The 14544-nt window shown below is 67.9% G+C and carries 16 protein-coding genes; 6 read left to right on the top strand and 10 right to left on the bottom strand.

Features of this window, described 5'->3' with window-relative positions:
* Nucleotides 1-41 precede the first annotated feature (41 nt).
* Nucleotides 42-710, bottom strand: coding sequence for a Crp/Fnr family transcriptional regulator (locus M8A51_RS04860; RefSeq protein ID WP_251776989.1), 669 nt, complete (start codon nt 708-710; stop codon nt 42-44).
* A 242-nt stretch (nt 711-952) separates the two neighbouring features.
* Between M8A51_RS04860 and trxB the strand changes: the two genes are divergently transcribed.
* From trxB to rpmG, 3 genes are all read left to right on the top strand, one after another.
* A complete protein-coding gene (gene trxB, locus M8A51_RS04855; protein ID WP_251777047.1) occupies nt 953-1912 on the top strand; it encodes a thioredoxin-disulfide reductase in 960 nt (319 codons plus the stop codon).
* A 234-nt stretch (nt 1913-2146) separates the two neighbouring features.
* Nucleotides 2147-2380, top strand: a complete 234-nt coding sequence (gene rpmB / locus M8A51_RS04850) for a 50S ribosomal protein L28 (protein ID WP_251776988.1) — start codon at nt 2147-2149, stop codon at nt 2378-2380.
* 29 nt (nt 2381-2409) lie between these two features.
* Nucleotides 2410-2577, top strand: a complete 168-nt coding sequence (gene rpmG / locus M8A51_RS04845; RefSeq protein WP_047194013.1) for a 50S ribosomal protein L33 — start codon at nt 2410-2412, stop codon at nt 2575-2577.
* A gap of 196 nt (nt 2578-2773) precedes the next feature.
* On the opposite strand, the gene M8A51_RS04840 is transcribed toward rpmG, so the two are convergent.
* The 3 genes from M8A51_RS04840 to purN all read right to left on the bottom strand — a co-directional run bounded on the left by M8A51_RS04840 (nt 2774) and on the right by purN (nt 6079).
* Nucleotides 2774-3997, bottom strand: a complete 1224-nt coding sequence (locus tag M8A51_RS04840) for a DesA family fatty acid desaturase (RefSeq protein ID WP_251776987.1) — start codon at nt 3995-3997, stop codon at nt 2774-2776.
* 166 nt (nt 3998-4163) lie between these two features.
* Nucleotides 4164-5420 carry an RsmB/NOP family class I SAM-dependent RNA methyltransferase gene (locus M8A51_RS04835; protein WP_251776986.1) on the bottom strand — a complete coding sequence of 419 codons (1257 nt, stop codon included), beginning with the start codon at nt 5418-5420 and terminating at the stop codon, nt 4164-4166.
* Between the two features lie 32 nt (nt 5421-5452).
* On the bottom strand, nt 5453-6079 hold the full coding sequence (gene purN / locus M8A51_RS04830) for a phosphoribosylglycinamide formyltransferase (protein WP_251776985.1): 627 nt from the start codon (nt 6077-6079) through the stop codon (nt 5453-5455).
* 135 nt (nt 6080-6214) lie between these two features.
* Between purN and M8A51_RS04825 the strand changes: the two genes are divergently transcribed.
* Both M8A51_RS04825 and M8A51_RS04820 read left to right on the top strand, forming a co-directional pair.
* Nucleotides 6215-7525: a tryptophan--tRNA ligase gene (locus M8A51_RS04825; protein WP_251776984.1), complete on the top strand. Its 1311-nt coding sequence runs from the start codon at nt 6215-6217 to the stop codon at nt 7523-7525.
* A 17-nt stretch (nt 7526-7542) separates the two neighbouring features.
* Nucleotides 7543-7998 (top strand): DUF3717 domain-containing protein, encoded by a 456-nt coding sequence (locus tag M8A51_RS04820; protein ID WP_251776983.1) that lies wholly within the window; start codon nt 7543-7545, stop codon nt 7996-7998.
* On the opposite strand, the gene M8A51_RS04815 is transcribed toward M8A51_RS04820, so the two are convergent.
* The 6 genes from M8A51_RS04815 to M8A51_RS04790 all read right to left on the bottom strand — a co-directional run bounded on the left by M8A51_RS04815 (nt 7970) and on the right by M8A51_RS04790 (nt 13923).
* Complete coding sequence (locus M8A51_RS04815) at nt 7970-9310, bottom strand: sensor histidine kinase (protein ID WP_251776982.1); 1341 nt, start codon at nt 9308-9310, stop codon at nt 7970-7972. The two genes, M8A51_RS04820 and M8A51_RS04815, sit on opposite strands and share 29 nt — an antisense overlap.
* Entirely contained in the window at nt 9307-10032 is a 726-nt protein-coding gene (locus M8A51_RS04810) for a response regulator (protein WP_251776981.1), read from the bottom strand. Before M8A51_RS04810 ends, M8A51_RS04815 begins: the two co-directional genes overlap by 4 nt.
* 93 nt (nt 10033-10125) lie before the next feature.
* A complete protein-coding gene (locus M8A51_RS26470) occupies nt 10126-10662 on the bottom strand; it encodes a Spy/CpxP family protein refolding chaperone (RefSeq protein WP_251776980.1) in 537 nt (178 codons plus the stop codon).
* A gap of 199 nt (nt 10663-10861) precedes the next feature.
* Complete coding sequence (locus tag M8A51_RS04800; protein WP_251776979.1) at nt 10862-11806, bottom strand: XdhC family protein; 945 nt, start codon at nt 11804-11806, stop codon at nt 10862-10864.
* Between the two features lie 6 nt (nt 11807-11812).
* Nucleotides 11813-13261: an ATP-binding protein gene (locus tag M8A51_RS26465; protein WP_251776978.1), complete on the bottom strand. Its 1449-nt coding sequence runs from the start codon at nt 13259-13261 to the stop codon at nt 11813-11815.
* Nucleotides 13258-13923 (bottom strand): response regulator transcription factor, encoded by a 666-nt coding sequence (locus tag M8A51_RS04790; RefSeq protein WP_251776977.1) that lies wholly within the window; start codon nt 13921-13923, stop codon nt 13258-13260. Before M8A51_RS04790 ends, M8A51_RS26465 begins: the two co-directional genes overlap by 4 nt.
* 148 nt (nt 13924-14071) lie before the next feature.
* Between M8A51_RS04790 and M8A51_RS04785 the strand changes: the two genes are divergently transcribed.
* The gene (locus M8A51_RS04785; protein WP_368408522.1) at nt 14072-14536 is read left to right on the top strand and encodes a (2Fe-2S)-binding protein; all 465 of its coding nucleotides are present in this window, start codon (nt 14072-14074) and stop codon (nt 14534-14536) included.
* Nucleotides 14537-14544 lie beyond the last annotated feature (8 nt).

The following is a 14544-nucleotide window of genomic DNA, read 5'->3' as shown; positions in this document are numbered from 1 at the left end:
AGAGCGCGGCTTGTGCCGCACCGGCAACCGCTGCCGGGCGCTCAGCCGGCCTGCAGGCGTTCCTTGATGATGACCGAGCCGTCCGGCTGGGTCTCGACGTATTGCCGTTCCTCGAGGTCCTTCATGACGCGGCTGACCATCTCGCGCGAGGCGCCGACGATCTTGGCCAGGTCCTGGCGCGAGACCTTGTTGCGGATCAGCAGCGTGCCGTTGCTGTCCTCGGCCATGTCGAGCAGCGTGCGGGCCACGCGGCCGTAGACGTCGAGCAGCGCCAGCGACTCGATCTGGCGGTCGGCGGCGCGCAGGCGCGACACCAGGCCGCGCATGATCGCGTAGGACAGGCTCGAGTTCTCGGGCAGGCAGCGCGCGAACTCGGTGCGCCCCAGCACCAGCACGTCGGTCTGCACCTCGGCGCGCACGGTGGCGGAGTGCGGCTCGTTGTCGATCAGGCTCATCTCGCCGACGTAGTCGCCGGGGTGCAGCATCGCGAGGATGACTTCACGGCCACGCGCGTCGGCCGTCAGCACCCGGGCGCGGCCGGTGAGCAGGATGAACAGGGCGTTGGACTTGCGGCCTTGCTCGACGATGATCTCGCCGCGGCGGTACCGCCGCTTGACCACGCCTTCAGCGACCGCCTCGGCCTGGGTGCTGGTGAGCATGGAGAACAAGGGAACGCGTCGAATCAGGTCGAGGTTGGACAGCATCGCCATGAGAGATCACCTTTTGTTCGTCGTTGATCGCGCGCAAAGCCCGCGTCGTGCGCCCGGCCGTCGGCCTTTCCTACAATGCCGCCTTGCGGTGGCGCCCGAAGGCCCCATCTGCCAGCGGTACGCACGTCCTTCCTGCGGGCCTGTGAGATATCTCACAGCCGGCACTCTACCGTAAGCGAGGCATTCGCTGGAAGGTGTGCAACCCGAGCATGTCTTCACTTCGCACCAACAGCGCCAACGCCATGAGCACCACATCCAAGCACGCCCAGGTCCTGATCCTCGGTTCCGGCCCCGCGGGCTATACCGCCGCTGTCTACGCCGCGCGCGCCAACCTGAAGCCGATGCTGGTCACCGGCCTGGCGCAGGGCGGGCAGCTGATGACGACGACCGAGGTCGACAACTGGCCGGCGGACGTGCATGGCGTGATGGGGCCGGACCTGATGCAGCGCTTCCAGCAGCATGCCGAACGCTTCAACACCGAGATGGTGTTCGACCACATCAACGAGGTGAACCTGTCGAAGCGGCCGTTCTGGCTCAAGGGCGACGCCGGCGAATACACCTGCGACGCACTCATCATCGCGACCGGCGCTTCGGCCAAGTATCTCGGCCTGCCGTCCGAAGAAGCCTTCATGGGCCGCGGCGTCAGCGGCTGCGCCACCTGCGACGGCTTCTTCTATCGCGACCAGGACGTCTGCGTCGTCGGCGGCGGCAACACCGCCGTCGAGGAAGCGCTGTACCTGTCGAACATCGCACGCAAGGTCACCCTGATCCACCGCCGCGACAAGTTCCGCGCCGAGCCCATCCTGGTCGACAAGCTGATGGCGAAGGCCGCCGACGGCAAGGTCGAGCTGAAGCTGTTCTCGACGCTCGACGAGGTGCTGGGCGATGCGTCCGGCGTGACCGGCGTGCGGGTGCGCAGCGTCAATGACGACAGCACCGAGGAGATCGCGCTGAAAGGCTGCTTCATCGCCATCGGCCACCAGCCCAACACCGATATCTTCAAGGGCCAGGTCGAGATGAAGGACGGCTACATCCTGACCCGCTCGGGCCTGAACGGCTTCGCGACGATGACCAGCGTGCCGGGCGTGTTCGCCGCCGGTGACGTGCAGGATCACGTCTATCGTCAGGCCATCACCAGCGCCGGCACCGGCTGCATGGCCGCGCTGGACGCCCAGCGCTTCCTGGAGCAAAGCGGCACCTGACCGCGGCCCGCCACCCCGAAAGGCCGGTCTCATTTGGCCGGCCTTTGCTTTGTGGCTATAATCGCTGTCTTTGCCGATTGTGGCTGCGCCGCTCAAGCCTTTGCAGGCTTTGTAGTGCGTGGTCCTCGAAGGGCGTCCACCAGGTGAGCGGGTCGACCGACAACGGTCTTCATGACATCGCGCTCACCTGCTCTAGGCGTCACCTCTGAACCGAGATTGAAACGGAGAAGCGTCATGGCACGCGTCTGTCAAGTTACGGGCAAGCGCCCGATGGTGGGCAACAATGTGTCCCACGCCAACAACAAAACGAAGCGCCGCTTCCTGCCGAACCTGCAGTACCGCCGCTTCTGGCTCGAGACCGAGAACCGCTGGGTGCGCCTGCGCGTGAGCAACGCCGCGCTGCGCCTGATCGACAAGGTGGGCATCGACCAGGTGGTCGCCGACCTGCGCGCCCGGGGCGAACTCTGATCGCCGCCGCCGCATAAAGGAACCGCATCATGGCCAAGACCGCTCGCGAAAAGATCAAGCTGGAGTCGACTGCAGGCACCGGTCACTTCTACACGACCACCAAGAACAAGAAGACGACGCCCGAGAAGATGGAGATCATGAAGTTCGATCCCAAGGCTCGCAAGCACGTTGCCTACAAGGAAGTGAAGCTGAAGTAATTCAGCCCTCTTTCCGCGAAAAACCCGCCCGCTCCGCCTGGCGGGTTTTTTCTTGCCCTCTCCGCATCCTCCTCGCCTGCCTGCGGCTGCGGCGCTGGCTCTGCACGTGCGCCGCTGTTCTGCCAGCCGGGCTGTCACCAGGCATGAAAAAAGGCGCCTCGAACGAGGCGCCTTTTCCTGGCCGCGGCTCAGGGGATCAGGCGTGCGCGGCGCGCAGCTTCAGCGCGAAGTCCTGCAACGCGGCCACACCGCTTTCCTCGGCCTTCTTGCACCACGCCTGCAGGTCGACCACCAGTTGCTCGGCGGACACGTTGGTTCGCGTCCAGAGCTGACGCAGTTCTTCTCGCATGGCGACCAGCTTGGCGAGTGCCGGCGACTGGGCGCAGGCGCTGGCGAGTTGCGGCTTCACGCTGGACGGGATGCGGTCGTCGTCGCGGTGCAGCCAGCGCTTGGCCAGGCGCAGCTCCTTCCATTTGGCTGAGTTCTTCGCGCCGCTGTCCTTCAGGTGCGCCAGCTCGGCCTTGCAGGCCCGGCGCAGCTCGCGCCCGTACTTCGCCATCACTTCGTAGCGGTTGGCGATGATCGCCTCCAGCGTGTGGGCGTCGGCCACCGGCTTGATGGTTCCAAGCTTCAGCATCGGCGGCGTCTTGCGGACCTTCGCCAGGCCCAGCATCTCCATGCCGCGGATATAAATCCAACCGATGTCGAACTCGTACTTCTTGACCGAGAACTTCGCCGACGTCGGATAGGTGTGGTGGTTGTTGTGCAGCTCCTCGCCGCCGATCAGGATGCCCCAGGGCACCACGTTGGTGGACGCGTCGGGTGCTTCGAAGTTGCGGTAGCCCCAGAAGTGGCCGATACCGTTGATCACGCCGGTCGCCATGACGGGGATCCACAACATCTGCACGGCCCAGACCGTCAGACCCACGCCGCCGAACAGCAGCAGGTCAAGAATCAGCATCAGGCCGACACCTTGCCAGGTGAATCGGCTGTAGAGGTTGCGCTCGATCCAGTCGTTCGGCGTTCCGAGCCCGTACTTGGACACGGTTTCCGGATTGGCAGCCTCGGTGCGATACAGCTCCACGCCGGTCAGCAGCAGGGCTTTCAGGCCGCGCGTCTGCGGGCTGTGCGGATCTTCCTCGGTTTCGCACTTGGCGTGGTGCTTGCGGTGCACGGCCACGAACTCCCTGGTGACCATGCCGGTGCCGATCCACAGCCAGAAACGGAAGAAGTGCGAGGGGATCGCGTGCAGGTCGAGCGCACGGTGAGCCTGGGCCCGGTGCAGGAAGATCGTGACGGACGCGATCGTGATGTGGGTGGTGACGAGCGCGAACAGAACGATCTGCCACCAGGCAGCGTCGGCCACGCCATGGGCGAGCCAATCGATCAAGCTTTCCCACACGATCAGGAGTTGTGACATCTAGAACAGCCTTTCTGAAGCTGGCGGAATTGTAGGTGAGCGCCCTCCGCACGCGCCGCCAAAATGCACCGGATTCCCGGTGCCTTCAGACGCTTTGTATGGATACACGGCAAGATTCGAGCCTGCCGGCAAAACTGTTCGGGGACTCCCGTCAGACCGGATCGCGCTATTTGCGTTCCCAGATGGCGGCAAAAAAGCCGTCGGTCGCGTGACGGTGTGGCCACAAACGCAGGAAATCGCCGGATGTGAGCGCTTGCCCGTCGATCTTGCCTTGCTCCAGCACGGCAGCGGCCGGCACGGCCGTGAACTCGGGGTGCGTTTCGGCAAAGCTTTCGGCGATGCGTTCGTTTTCGCCCTCCAGCAGGCTGCAGGTGGCGTAGACCAGCCGCCCGCCGGGCTTCAGCAGGCGGGCCGCGCCGGCCAGGACCGCCTGCTGCTTGGCACGCAGCTCCTCCACCGCCTGCGGCGACTGGCGCCATTTCAGGTCAGGGTTGCGCCGCAGGGTGCCCAGCCCCGAGCAGGGGGCGTCGACCAGCACCCGGTCGATCTTGCCGGCCAGCCGCTTGATGCGCTCGTCGCGCTCGTGGACGATCTGCGCCGGGTAGACGTTGGACAGGCCACTGCGGGCCAGGCGGGGTTTCAGGTTGTCCAGGCGATGGCCCGAGACGTCGAAGGCATAGAGCCGGCCGGTGTTGCGCATCGCCGCGCCGAGGGCCAGCGTCTTGCCGCCCGCCCCGGCACAGAAGTCCACCACCATCTCGCCACGCTTGGCGCCCGTCAGCACGGCGAGCAACTGGCTGCCTTCGTCCTGCACCTCGACATCACCGCGGGTGAACATCTCGAGCTTGTTCAACGCCGGCTTGCCGTCGATGCGCAGACCCCACGGTGAATACGGGGTCGGCTTGGCGTCGATGCCGGCCCGGGCCAGTTCCTCGGCGGCGGCGTCGCGCTTGGTCTTCAGCAGGTTGACGCGCAGGTCGAGCGGTGCGCTTCGGGCGAGGCTGTCGACCAGCGGCCAGAACTCTTCGTCGCCGAGCGACTGCTTCAGAGGCGCCGCCAGCCAGTCCGGCAGGTTGTGGCGCAGCTTCTCGGGCAGGGCGCTGCGGTCCACGGCCTGCACCTGGGTCAGCCACTGCTGTTCGTGCGGGCCGAGCGCGCTGCGCAGGAAACTCTCGCTGCCCTGCCAGCCCAGGATAGCGAGGCGCCGCTCCAGCGAGCCGGAGCCCGATTGCGCGAAGTGCTGGAACAGCAGCCGCTGGCGCAGCACGTTGTAGGCCGTTTCGGCCAGCGTGTGCCGCTCGCGCGGCCCCAGCTCGCGGCGCTGGCGGAAGAAGGCCGAGACGACGCTGTCGGCCGGAGCGTCGAACTTCAGCAACTGGCGCAACAACTCGGTCGCCAGGTCAAGCAGGGCATTGGGGTGCATGGCCCGGATTATCCCCGCGACCCCGGGGAGCCTCAGACGAGGAGTTGCGGCTCGCTGCCCCGGTGGGTGACGACGCCGTCGCGCAGGTGCAGTTCGTCGCTGACGATCCAGCGCACCGCGCGCGGGTAGATCACGTGCTCTTTCGCGAGGATGCGCTGCGACAGCGAGTCTTCGGTGTCGTCGGGGTGTACCGGCTCGACGGCCTGGATGATGATGGGCCCATGGTCCAGTTCGGCCGTCACGTAGTGCACCGTGGCACCGGCCAGCTTGCAGCCCAGCTCGATGGCGCGACGGTGAGTGTGCAGGCCGGGGAAGGCCGGCAGCAGCGACGGGTGGATATTGATCATGCGGCCTGCGTAGTGCTCGACGAAACGCGCAGTCAGGATGCGCATGAACCCGGCCAGCACGACCACATCGGGTGCGTGCCTGTCGATCACTCGCGCCAGCTCGGCGTCGAAGGCCTCGCGCGTCTCGTACTGCTTGTGGTCGACCGCTTCGGCCGCGATACCTCGGCTGGCGGCGAACTGCAGGCCGCGGGCTTCGGGCCGGTTGCTGACGACCGCGGCCACCGTGGCGGGCCAGCGTTCGGCGGCGCAGGCCTCGACAATGGCCTCCATGTTGGAGCCCCGGCCGGAGATCAGGATCACGATGCGCTTCATGGGCCGCGAGTGTAGGGCTTTCGCGCCCTGCCCGGCGCGGACCGCGACGCTCCTGCGGGCGAGCCCCGCCACCTACAATCTCCCCCTCGCGGCGCCACGCCGCATGAACTTCGACCCGCCTCGCAGCCGCCCACCATGACCGAACGTGTCCTTACCGGCATCACCACCACCGGCACCCCGCACCTGGGCAACTACGTCGGTGCGATCCGGCCCGCGATCGAGGCCAGCCGGGCGCCCGGCGTCGAGAGCTTTTTCTTCCTGGCCGACTATCACGCACTGATCAAGTGCGACGACCCGGATCGCATCGAACGTTCACGCCTGGAACTTGCCGCCACGTGGCTGGCCGCAGGGCTGGATCCGCAGCGGGTGTACTTCTTCCGTCAGAGCGACCTGCCCGAGACACCGGAACTGACCTGGCTGTTGACCTGCGTGACCGCCAAAGGCCAAATGAACCGCGCCCATGCCTACAAGGCGGCGACCGACGCGAACGAGGCAGCCGGCGAGGACATCGATGCCGGCATCACGATGGGCCTGTACTCCTACCCGATCCTGATGGCCGCCGACATCCTGCTGTTCAACGCCCACCGCGTACCGGTCGGGCGCGACCAGGTGCAGCACATCGAGATGGCGCGCGACATCGCGCAGCGCTTCAACCATTTGTTCGGCAAGGGGCATGAGCTGTTCGTGCTGCCGCAGGCCGAGATCGACGAGGAACTCGCGACGTTGCCCGGCCTGGACGGCCGCAAGATGTCGAAGAGTTACGACAACACGATTCCGCTGTTCGAGGGCGGCGCCCGCGCTCTGAAGGACGCGATCGCGCGCATCGTCACCGACTCACGGCTGCCCGGCGAACCGAAGGACCCGGACAGCTCGCACCTGGTGACCATCCACGACGCCTTCGCAACGATGGAGCAACGCGCCGCCTTCCGTGCCGACCTGCGCGCCGGGCTGGCCTGGGGCGAAGCCAAGGAGCGCCTGGTCCGGTTGATCGAATCGCACATCGGGCCGATGCGGGAGCGCTATGCCGACCTGATGGCGCACCCGGAGCGTATCGAGGACACCCTGCAGGAGGGCGCCCGCAAGGCTCGCAAGATCGCTGGACCGTTCCTCGCGCAGTTGCGCCAGGCCGTCGGCCTGAGGCCCATGACCGCGTTGCCGAAAGCCGCCGGTACGGCGCAGGGCGAAGCCCACAAGCAGGCTCTGCCGGTGTTCAAGCAGTACCGGGAAGCCGACGGCCGCTTCTATTTCAAGCTGACCGCCACCGACGGCACGGTGCTGCTGCAAAGCAGCGGCTTTGCGGAAGGCCGCGAAGCCGGCGTCTGGGTCAAGCGGCTGAAGACCGAGGGCGCAGCGGCACTGGGGGCGGCGCCGGTCGAGCTGCCGGCCGGCGTGGATCGGACCACCGTCGATGCCGCGCTGGCTGCGCTGATGGCCGCACAGGAGTGACGCCCGAAGCTGCAGCGATGGCCGGCATCCACATCACCGACATCGAATCGGCCATCAATTGGTGGCGCGAACGCCAGCCCTCGCCTGACGGCATCTCGGCGTGCGCCGAAGTGCGCGCGCTGGCAGAAGTCTATGGGCTGATGGTGTACTACCACGAGCACGAGTGCGACGAGGACACCATGCCGCCGCGCGCGAAGGATGCCTGGCTGGCGTGGTACGCGACGACGCCCGACACGCCGTGCATCGCGATCTGCTCGACCAGCCAGGGCGATGACGTGTGCAAGGGCTGCGGGCGCGACTTCGGTGAAGTGCAGTTCTGGCCCGAGATGACGCCCGCCGAGAAGCGGGCGACATGGCGCCGCATCACGATGGACGGCAGCGCCTGGCGCTTCAACCGCTACGCCGAGCGGGCGAAGGGAGCGGGCACGGGCGACGACAAACCGCCTACGCCGCCAGCGGCAGACGCAGGCTGAAGCAACTGCCGCCACCGTCGCGCGGCTCGCAGCGCACCTGCCCGCCGTGGCGCCCGGCGATCTGCCGCACGAGGCTCAGGCCCAGCCCGACGCCGCCCGCATGCTCGGCGTGGCCCGGCATCCGGTAGAAGGCTTCGAAGATGCGTTCGCGCTGGTCTTCCGGCACGCCGGGGCCGCGGTCGCACACGCGCACCACGGCGTCGGGGCCCTCGACGGCCACCGACACCTCAGGGGGCTCGGCACCGCCGTAGCGCTTCGCGTTCTCCAGCAGGTTGCGCAGTGCCCGGCGCAGCAGACGCTCGTCGCCACGCACCACGGCATCGTCGCCCTCCACTTGCGCACCGACGTAGGCGCCCTCTTCCGCGGACAGCGCCAGCAGGTGCACCGGATCATGCCGGTCGAGCTGCGGTGCAGCGTCGAGCCGGCTGGCGAGCAGCACTTCCTCGACCAGGGCGTCGAGTTCGCGGATGTCGTGCTCGATTTCCTGCTTCAGCGAGACACGCGACTCGGGTGACGCGGTCTCCATCAGTGAAACCGCCATCTTCAAGCGCGCCAACGGCGAGCGCAGTTCGTGCGACGCGTTGGCCAGCAGCGACTGGTGCGAACGCACCAGCGCCTCGATCCGGTCAGCCGCCTGGTTGAAGCTGGTGGCAACCGCCGCCACTTCGTCGCGCCCGCTGACATGGACCCGGTGGCTCAACTGCCCCCCGCCGAAGGTTTCGACGCCCCGCTTGAGCGATTCGAGCTGGCGTGTCAGCCGGCGCACCACCGGGTAGGCGCCGACCGAAACGGCAAAGAACAGCGCGAGCAACGCAGCCACCAAGCCGCCGCCGCGCAGGAAAGGAGGCGGCGGGCCGATCTCGCGTCGCGACTCGCCCCTCATTTCGCGCATCGGTTCCGCCTTGCGCTCGGCTTCCCGTTGAGCGCCCGAGCGCTGTGCACGCAGCACCCAGATCGTGCGACCGTCGGCCAGCGGCACCCGGAACCGGCGTCGCGGCCCTTCCTTTTCAATGTGCTCGAAGCTGCGGGATGCGCCGATGCGCCGGCCTTGTGCGTCCTCGAGCGCCAGCGGCAGGCGCAAGCGTTCCGACCAGTCGAGCAGCGCCGCGCGTTGCTCCGCACGCGGCGCGTCCGGGCGCGGCAGGTTGTTCTGCGCCAGTTCGCCCCAGGCCGCCATGCGTTCGGACCAGGCCGCCTGGTCGAGCTGACGCTCTTCGTCGATGTTGCGCTTGAACAGCCAGCCGGCCGCCAGCGCGAACAGCAGTAGCACCGCGACAACGGTCAGGTAGATGCGCAGGTACAGGCTTTTCACGCTTCGTCGCCGTCCTGCTTTTTCGCAAACACGTAGCCGGCGCCGCGCACGGTCAGGATGCGGCGCGGGTTCTTGGGATCGTCCTCGATCGCGGCGCGGATGCGCGAGATGTGCACGTCGATTGAACGATCGAAGGCCTCGAGCACGTGCCCCTTCAAGGCATCCATGATCTGGTCGCGTGACAGCACCCGCCCGGGGTGCTCGGCCAGCACCGCGAGCATCTGGAACTGGTAGCTGGTGAGGTCGCACTCGCGACTGTCGAGGCGCGCGACGCGCGCACCGAGGTCGATTTCGAGCCGGCCGAAGCGCTTGACGTCGGGGTCGTCGCTCGGCTGGCCCACGCTGCCGCTGCGACGCAGGATGGCGCGCAGCCGTGCGAGCAGCTCGCGCGGCTCGAAGGGCTTGGGCAGGTAGTCGTCGGCCCCCAGCTCGAGCCCGACCACGCGGTCCATCGGTTCGCCGCGGGCCGTGAGCATCAACACCGGCAGCTGCCGCGTGCGCGGCTGGCCGCGCAGCTCGCGGCACAGGTCGAGGCCATTCCCGTCCGGCAGCATCAGGTCGAGGATCACGCCGTCGAAGCCGTGTTCGCGCGGCTCCAGCCGTTCGCGGCCGGCCTTCAGCGACGGGGCGCTCTCGATCACGTAGCCGGCCTGGCGCAGGTAGTCACCCACCATGCCGGTCAGGCGGGTGTCGTCGTCGATCAGCAGGATGCGGGCAGACATGGTGGCGTCGGGTCGATACGCTGAAGAAATGCGGCTGAGCATAACGGCAAGCGCCGCCGTGGAGACGGCGGCGCTGCACGCGTTGAGCGCCGATCAGTTGCGCCGTTCCTGGCCTTCATGGCGCTGGCGGCGCTCCTTCCACCGCTCGGCGCGCTGCTTCATCCGCTCGGCCAGCTGGGTACGCTGCTCGGGCGTCAGCACACGGCTGATCTCGATCATCGCCTGGCTCATGCGCCTGGAGCTCTGGTCCATCTGCGCCATGCGCTGCTGGCGCAGTGCCTCGACGGCATTCGCGTCGACCGTGGGCTGCGTGAACAGCTGCATCGCCTGCTCGTGCAAGCCGCGGCTCGCCTCGCGCTGGGTCTTCAGGTCGGCTGCAGCGGCCTGCGCGATCTGCTTGACCTGGGCGCGCTGCGCGTCGGTGGCGTTCAGGTCGCGCAGGAGGTGTTCGACCATGCGGTCGATGCGTTCCGGGCTGCCCATGAAGCCAGCGCCGCCCATCATGCCCATTGGGGCGGCTTGGCGGGGGCCATGGGCCAGCACGGGGATGGCGGCTGCCGCGGCCACACCGAGGACGAGACCGGCGATGAGGGTCTTCACCGGGCGGCGGGAGGTTTTGGTATTGGTCACGATGCGCTCCTTGGGGGTCAGGGCACGGCGCCCATGGACGTATGGTGGGGAGCGTGGGTAAAGGGGGGATGGGGGGTGGGTAAAGTTCTGTGAACCGGTATGACGTGGCTGGCTTGGCTTGGTGCGCTGACGGGCGTGCTGTGCTCCATTGCGCTGCCGCGCCGGGAGTCCGCCCCGGCAGCAAGCCAAGCCGGCCCCCTCAGCGCCCGTTCTTGACGGCCACCACCTGCGCCGCAATCGACACCGCGATCTCAGGCGGCGTCCGGCTCGCAATGTCGAGCCCGACCGGCCCATGCAAGCGCCCCACCTCAGCGGCCGACAGGCCGAAATGCTCCATCAGCCGGGCCCGGCGCGCATCGTTGTTGCGCCGTGATCCCAGCGCTCCCACATAGAAGGCTCGCGACCGCAGCGCCTCCATCAGTGCCAGGTCGTCGAGCTTGGGGTCGTGCGTCAAAGCCACCACCGCGGTGCGCTCGTCGGGTCGCATCTCGGTCACGACGTCGTCGGGCATCGACCGCGTCAGCGCGACACCGTCGACATCCCAGGTGTCGCGGTACTCCGAGCGCGGGTCGCAGACGATCACCTCGAAGTCGAGCCCCAGCGCAATGCGGCACAGGAACTTCGACAACTGCCCCGCACCGATGACGATGAGGCGCCAGCGCGGACCGTGAACGGTGCGCAGCGTCTCGCCGTCGAAGTGCAAGGCCTCGTCGCGAGCCGCAGGCTCCAATGCCGCCTCGCCGGTGGCGAGCACCAGCCTGCGTGCCACCAACCGTCGCTGCTGCACGGCCTGCAACAGGGCCTCGACGCCACTGTGCTCGCCCACCGGCTCGCACACCAGTTGCAAAGCGCCGCCGCACGGAAGACCGAATCGCCGCGCCTCGTCGGCCGAGACGCCGTAGGTCACCTGCTCGGGCCGTTGTGCAGCGATGCCCTGCGCACCGACTCGGGCCATCAGGTCATCTTCGATGCACCCTCCCGACACGGAGCCCACGGCGAGGCCATCGTCGCGCAGGGCCAGCATCGCGCCCGCGGGCCGCGGCGACGAGCCCCAAGTCTTGACCACCGTGACCAGCAGCACCCGGTGGCCTTGCGCGCGCCACTGCACGCAGCTTGCCAACACCTCCAGGTCGACGCCGTGCATCCGTGCTCAGGCGGCCTGCGGCGCACGCCCGGGCGCCAGCGGCGGTTGCGGTTCGCGAGGGGCCGGCCGCACCGGTGCCTGCGGCGCCGGCTCGAAGTCGAGCCAGATGCCGAAGCCACGGCCGTCGATGCCTTCGCCGACGCAGATGCGCGCACCGTGCATCTGCGCGATGCGCGCCACCAGCGACAGGCCGATGCCGCTGCCGCGCTCGCCGGTGCCAGGCACGCGGTAGAAGCGGTCGAAGATGCGCTCGCGCTCGTCGACCGGCACACCAGGACCGTTGTCGGCGACCTTCAGGCGCACCACGTCGCGGCCGTCGACCGCTTCGGTACGGCACGAGACGACACAACGGCCGCTCGCAGGCGTGTAGCGCAGCGCGTTGTCGACCAGGTTGCGCACCAGGATGCCGATCGCGTCGACATGTCCGGCCACGGTGCACGGCTCGAGGTCGAGCACGATGCGCTGCTTCTTCTGCACCGCCACCATCTCGAAGTCGCGCACCACCATCTCGACCGTTTCGTACAGCGGCACCGTCTCGCTCTGGCCGGGCTTGGAGACGTCGACGCGCGCGAGATCGAGCAACTGCTCGGACAGCCGCGCGCTGCGCTCGACGCCGGCCGTGAGTCGCCGCAGCGCGGCCTTGGCCTCCTGGGGATCGTCGGCCTCGGCCGCAAGCTGCGCATGTGCCAGCAGCGCGGCCAGTGGCGTACGCAGTTCATGAGCGGCATCGGCAATGAAGCGCTTCTCCGTCTGCATCGCCGTGTCGAGCTGGCTCAGCAGGGTGTTGAACGACGCCACCAGCGGCCGCACCTCGTTGGGCAGCCGTTCTGTCGGCAACGGGTGGAAATCGAGCGGACTGCGGGTGCGCAGCGCACGCTGGACCGCCGTCACGGGCTTGAAGGACCAGTGCACCACGCCCCAGATCGAGGCTTTCAGCAGCAGCAGCACCAGCACCGCGGTGGTGAGGCTCAGGGTCGACCAGCGCTCCAGGTCGGCCATCAGCACGGTTTTCGGCTTGCCGACCTGCACCTGCAAGGCCCCGGTGGCGTCCGACACCGCATAGACGCGCCAGCGCTCGCCGTCGACAGTGGTCTCGGCAAAGCCGTCGGCGAAGTCCGGCTTCAGCGGCGTGTCCGGCGCACCAGGCGAAGTGAACGCCAGCCGCTTGCCGTGCAGCCACGCCTGGAAACTGATCTTGTCGCCCTTGTAGCTTTGGTTGACCGGCAGTGAGAAGCGTTCGCTGGTGCTCAGGCGTCCCAGTTCGGTCGGCATCGACAGCACGATCTGCGTGCCGATGTCGCGCAGCATGCTGTCCCACTGCCCGGTCTGGTGCCGGCTCATCGTGACCACCTGGCAGCCGATCCAGACGACCCAGAACACCAGCAGCGTGGACAGCACGACCACCAGCAGCCGCACCCGCAGCGAGTGGAACTTGACGCAAGGGCTCTTCTTCACGCCCGTTCCTCGCCGATGCGGTAGCCGAAGCCGTGCACGGTGACGATCAGGTCGTCGCCGAGCTTGCGGCGCAACTGGTGCACGTAGACGGCAATGGTGTTGCTTTCGATGCTGCTGCTGCCGCCGTAGACGGCGTCCTCGAGCTGGTCGCGCGTGACGACCCAGCCGCGCTTTTCCATCAGCGCGAGCAGCGTGCGGTATTCATGCACGCTCAGCGACACGCGTTCGCCCTCGCGGCTGACCGCGCGGCGTGCCGGGTCGACCGTGATGTCGCGATAGGTGATCAGCGGCGAGACGCGCCCCTGGCTGCGTCGCACCACGGCGCGGATGCGCGCACCGAGTTCGTCGAGCTGGAACGGCTTGACGATGTAGTCGTCGGCCCCGGCATCGAGGCCCTGGATGCGCTCGCTCAGTTGGTCGCGCGCCGTGACGATCAGCACCGGCGTGGGGTCGTAGCGCGAGCGCATGTGCTGCAGCACGCCCAGGCCCGAGCCGCCGGGCAGGCCGATATCGAGCAGCACGGCGTCATAGCCGTGGTCGGTCAGCGCCAGGCGGGCGCCCGGCGCGTCCTTGGCCCAGTCGACCCGCCAGTCGGCTTTCTGCAGGCGGTTGCGTACCGCCTCGCCCAACATCTCGTCGTCTTCCACCAGCAACAGTTGCATGGCTCACCTCGTCATCGCTACGCCGCGTAGTGTGCGGAGCGGCCATTAAAGACTTCTTAAATCCCGCTTCCCAGAATCGGCGCCGAACGGCGCATTGTCCACCTGTCCGGCCAAGGTGCCAACGAGTACGAGCGAGGAGCCCCCCATGATCGAGCTGCACGTCAACGGTCGTCTCCATGCCAGCGAGTCCGACCCGCAGGCACCGCTGTTGTGGGTGCTGCGCGAAGACCTCGGTTTCACCGGCGTGAAGTTCGGCTGCGGCGTCGGTGCATGCGGCGCCTGTACCGTGCATCTGGACGGTCAGGCGGTGCGCTCGTGCACGCTGCCGGCGGCTCGGGCCAGCGGGCACCGCATCGTCACGATCGAGGGCCTGGCGGCCAGCGAGGGTGTGCCGGACGGTGAACTGCACCCGTTGCAGAAGGCCTGGATCGCAGCGCAAGTGCCGCAGTGCGGCTATTGCCAGTCGGGCATGTTGATGGCGGCCGCCGCGCTGCTGCGCAGGTCGCCGCAGCCGAGTGACGCCGAGATCGACGAGGCCATGACCAACCTGTGCCGCTGCGGCACCTACCCGCGCGTGCGCCGCGCGATCCACGACGCCGCGCGCAGCGCGTGAGGAGTACG

The organism is Caldimonas mangrovi, from assembly GCF_023721835.1.
Classification (GTDB): Bacteria; Pseudomonadota; Gammaproteobacteria; order Burkholderiales; family Burkholderiaceae_C; genus Caldimonas; species Caldimonas mangrovi.
This window is presented reverse-complemented; position numbering and strand designations above follow the sequence as displayed.